Consider the following 4,224-nt stretch of genomic DNA (forward strand, 5'->3'; position numbering starts at 1 on the left):
AAGTGAGCGAATTATATAGCGGCCCAAGGGGTGTCCAGGTCGATTTGCGCAGATTTTTCTGAAAACTTTGCGCGTCCGATGGCGGGCTTGCAAAAACGAAAAAGCCGCTGCATTTGCATGCAACGGCTTGTCGTGTTTGGTGCCCAGGAGAGGACTCGAACCTCCACGGAGTTACCCGCTAGTACCTGAAACTAGTGCGTCTACCAATTCCGCCACCTGGGCATTTCAGAGTGATTGAATTATATAGCGGCAGATGTAGTGCAGATGCCGGTTTGCGTATGTTTTTTCAAAAAAACAGCACGGCCGATCGGGCTGGGTCGGAAACGAAAAAGCCGCTGCATTTGCATGCAACGGCTTGTCGTGTTTGGTGCCCAGAAGAGGACTCGAACCTCCACGGAGTTACCCGCTAGTACCTGAAACTAGTGCGTCTACCAATTCCGCCATCTGGGCTTTCAGGGAAGCTCGTATTGTAATGCAATTTCTTGCGTCCAACCCGAATCTTCAAATTCTCTAAGATGCCGCTTGGCTTGAAAGCATTCCTTTGGGGGAATGTTTTCCAAGTTTGTTTCAACCCTTGCAGGTTGTCGTTAAACTTGGTGCCCAGGAGAGGACTCGAACCTCCACGGAGTTACCCGCTAGTACCTGAAACTAGTGCGTCTACCAATTCCGCCACCTGGGCATCTCAGGAAAGACATAGATTGTATATCAAAAAAATGAACCCTCGCGCAAAAGTTGCCGATATGAACGAAGAAATTTTGGGCACAGTGCAGGGCCACCGCGACGGTCACGGCTTCGTCGTCCGTGACGATGGTGAGCGTGACATCTACCTTCCCCCTAATGAAATGCGTGCGGTGCTGCACAAGGACCGAGTCCAGGTGCGCATTGCTCGCCATGATCATCGCGGTCGCCCCGAAGGGCGCGTGGTGGAAATCGTGGAGCGTCCCGATCAGCCCATCATTGGTCGCTTTCTGCAGGAAAGCGGTGTGTGGCTTGTGGCTCCTGAGGACAAACGCTACGGCCAGGACATTCTGATTCCTTCCAACGCCACGGGTGCTGCCAAACCGGGGCAGGTGGTGGTGGTGGAGTTGACAGAGGCTCCGGCCCTGTTTGGTCAGCCAGTGGGGCGCATCGTCGAAGTGCTGGGCGAAGTGGATGACCCGGGCATGGAGATCGAGATTGCGGTGCGCAAGTATGGGGTGCCGCATATCTTCTCCGAGGCCTGCCTGGAGCAGGCCAAGGCGTTGCCTGAAAAAGTCCGCCCCGCAGACTGCAAGCACCGCATCGACCTGACCGATATTCCTCTGGTCACCATCGACGGCGAAGATGCGCGCGACTTTGACGATGCCGTGTATTGCGAGCCAGCCAAGGTGGGGCGCAGCAAGGGCTGGCGTCTGTTGGTGGCGATTGCCGACGTGAGCCACTATGTGACCACGGGCAGCGCCATCGATATCGATGCCTACGACCGCGCCACCAGCGTGTACTTTCCACGTCGCGTGATTCCCATGTTGCCGGAGAAGCTCAGCAACGGCCTGTGCTCGCTGAATCCCGACGTGGATCGGCTGTGCATGGTCTGCGACATGCTGATCACCGCGCAGGGCGAGATTCACGCCTATCAGTTCTACCCCGCAGTCATGCACAGCCATGCGCGCTTCACCTATACCGAGGTGGCGGCAATCCTGGCCAATACGCGGGGCCCGGAAGCGGCCAAGCGCAAGGATCGCGTGCAGGACTTGCTGAATCTGTATGGTGTCTTCCAGTCCCTGCTCAAGGCACGCGAGGCGCGTGGTGCGGTGGACTTCGAGACGACAGAGACGCAGATCGTCTGCGACGACAACGGTCGCATAGAGAAGATCGTGCCGCGCACCCGCAACGATGCGCACAAGCTGATTGAGGAAGCCATGCTGGCGGCCAATGTCTGCAGCGCTGATTTCATCGACCAGAGCGGGCAGCTGGGGCTGTTCCGTGTGCACGACAAGCCTTCGCTGGAGAAGCAGGAAATCCTGCGCAACTACCTCAAGGCCATGGGCGTGAGCATGAGCATCAGCGAGAACCCTTCGACCAAGGAGTTCCAGCAGATTGCCAACGCCACCAAGGACAGGCCTGACTCGCAGCAGATTCACACCATGCTGCTGCGCTCCATGATGCAGGCCTTCTACACGCCGGAGGGCTCGGGTCACTTCGGCTTGGCCTTTGAGGCGTATACCCACTTCACCAGCCCGATTCGCCGTTACCCCGACTTGCTGGTACACCGCGTGATCAAGGCAGAGCTGAACGGCACGCACTACAAGCTGCCCAGCTTGCCCACGCCGGGTGAGGCTGAAGCGAAGATGGCTAAGCGTCTGGCTTCGCGTGTGGTCGCGCCGGGCCAGAAGCCGCGCAAGCGTTCGGCGGCCAAGGAGTTTCAGGCCTGGGAAGCCGCCGGCCTGCACTGCAGTGCCAACGAGCGCCGCGCCGACGAGGCCAGCCGCGATGTGGAAGCCTGGCTCAAGTGCAAATACATGCGCGAGCATCTGGGCGAGGAGTTCGCGGGCACGGTGTCCTCGGTGACGACCTTCGGCGTCTTTGTGACGCTGGATGCCATGTATGTGGAAGGACTGGTGCATATCACCGAACTGGGCGGCGATTACTTCCGCTTCGACGAAGCTCGGCAGGAGCTGCGCGGCGAGCGCTCGGGTGTTCGCTATGGCATCGGTGCACGAGTGCGCGTGCAAGTCAGTCGCGTGGATCTGGATGGACGTCGCATCGACTTCCGCCTGGTGCGCGATGGCGAGGACGGTCTGGTGCAGTCGAGCCGCAGCGGCCGCGGTCAGGCCAAGGATGAGGGGCGTGGTCGCCGTGATTCGCGTGACGAGCGCAGTGCGGGCGGCTATTCCGACAAGTGGAATCGTCGTGACGCCAAGGCCAATCGTGCGCAGCGCAATGCTGCTGCAGGGCCTGCCGCTGCGCCGGAGCCCGATCGCTCCAGGCAAGGTCGTAAAGCAGCCAAGAAGGCCATGTTGAAAAGCGTGAATCTGGCGGTGCTGGAGGCGGAATACGCGCAGGCTCCAAAGCCCGAGCCTGTAGCGGAGCCCGTCGCTGTGGCCGTGGTTGCCAAGCCGCGCAAGGCTGCAGGCAAGAAGCAGGTTGCCGCCTTGCTTGCGCCTGATGTGCCGCCTGTCTCCGTTGCCAAGACGGCGGCCAAGCCCGAATCCAAGACCACGGCCAAGGTGGCGGCGAAGTCTGTGGCGAAATCGGCGCCCAAGGCTCCAAAGGTCACAGCGCGTACCAAGGCCGCGCCGGCAAGCAAAACCAGCAAGCGCAAGACCGAACGCTGATTGCTGGCTTGCAAAGCAAACAAGGCCTTGCCGGATACCGGTAAGGCCTTTTTTCTTGCGCTGCTTACTGCTCGCCCAGGTGCATTGCCAGGGCGCTGGCGCTGAACGGGCGGTCTGCGGGCCAGCGATCTGCGAGCTGGCCGTGGCGGAAGGCGCCCTCTATGGCAGCCATATCGGCACTGCGACCCTGTGCCCATAGCGCGGCGATCAGCCCGGCCAGCACATCGCCCGTGCCGCCCGTGGCCAGGCGGGCATTGCCACTGGCATTGATCCAGACTTGCTGCTGTGGGTTGGCGACAACCGTGCCCGAACCCTTGAGCAGCACCGTGCACTGAAATTTTCGGGCCAGCTGCAGGCAGGAGTGCAGGCGGTCGGCTTGCACTTGGGTTGTACTGGTCTGCAGCAGACGCGCGGCCTCCAGTGGGTGGGGTGTCAGAACAGTGCCTTGCTGGCGCGAGGCGCGCTGGCTCAGCTGCTGTGCCAGCGTGGGACTGGCGGCAACGGCATTGAGGGCATCGGCATCGAGCACCAGCTGTGGCGCCTGGCTCAGTATGTGGGGCAGCCAGGCCTGCACGGCTTCGCCGCCACCGCAGCCGCAGACCACGGTGGCCTGGCTCCAGTCCTGGGCTGCAGGCCGTCGCAGCATGATTTCCGGCCAGGGGGCAATGCCTTGCGCCAGTGCTTCGTCCAGCAAGGCCAGCATGACGCGGCCGGTTCCGGCGTGCAGTGCGGCCAGTGCCGCCAGCCAGGCCGCGCCCGTCATCGACAGGCCTCGCAAGCCCAGGCCTTCGCCGCCGAGCACGGCTACATCGCCAAAACTGCCTTTGTGACTGGCGTGCGGGCGTGCACTTGAGGAAGCGGAGGAGCGGGTGTTCAGATGCGCCGTGGGTCGCGCTGCAGCGGGGGGGGG

At 61.5% G+C, this 4,224-nt stretch carries 2 protein-coding genes and 3 tRNA genes; 1 reads left to right on the top strand and 4 read right to left on the bottom strand.

Translation table 11 applies throughout. The features are described from left to right. Window positions 1-137: 137 nt before the first annotated feature. From ACLBXN_RS08585 to ACLBXN_RS08595, 3 genes are all read right to left on the bottom strand, one after another. Window positions 138-222: transfer RNA gene (locus ACLBXN_RS08585), tRNA-Leu, on the bottom strand. Window positions 223-365: 143 nt separating this feature from the next. Further along, a tRNA-Leu gene (locus tag ACLBXN_RS08590) sits at window positions 366-450 on the bottom strand. Between the two features lie 144 nt (window positions 451-594). Continuing rightward, a tRNA-Leu gene (locus ACLBXN_RS08595) sits at window positions 595-679 on the bottom strand. Window positions 680-713: 34 nt separating this feature from the next. Between ACLBXN_RS08595 and rnr the strand changes: the two genes are divergently transcribed. After that, window positions 714-3,314: a ribonuclease R gene (gene rnr / locus ACLBXN_RS08600; RefSeq protein WP_447611826.1), complete on the top strand. Its 2,601-nt coding sequence runs from the start codon at window positions 714-716 to the stop codon at window positions 3,312-3,314. Window positions 3,315-3,378: 64 nt separating this feature from the next. On the opposite strand, the gene ACLBXN_RS08605 is transcribed toward rnr, so the two are convergent. Further along, window positions 3,379-4,224 (bottom strand): NAD(P)H-hydrate dehydratase (locus ACLBXN_RS08605; RefSeq protein ID WP_447611827.1); only part of this gene is annotated, 846 nt, incomplete at its 5' end.

It is taken from the genome of Comamonas sp. C24C (genome assembly GCF_053345995.1).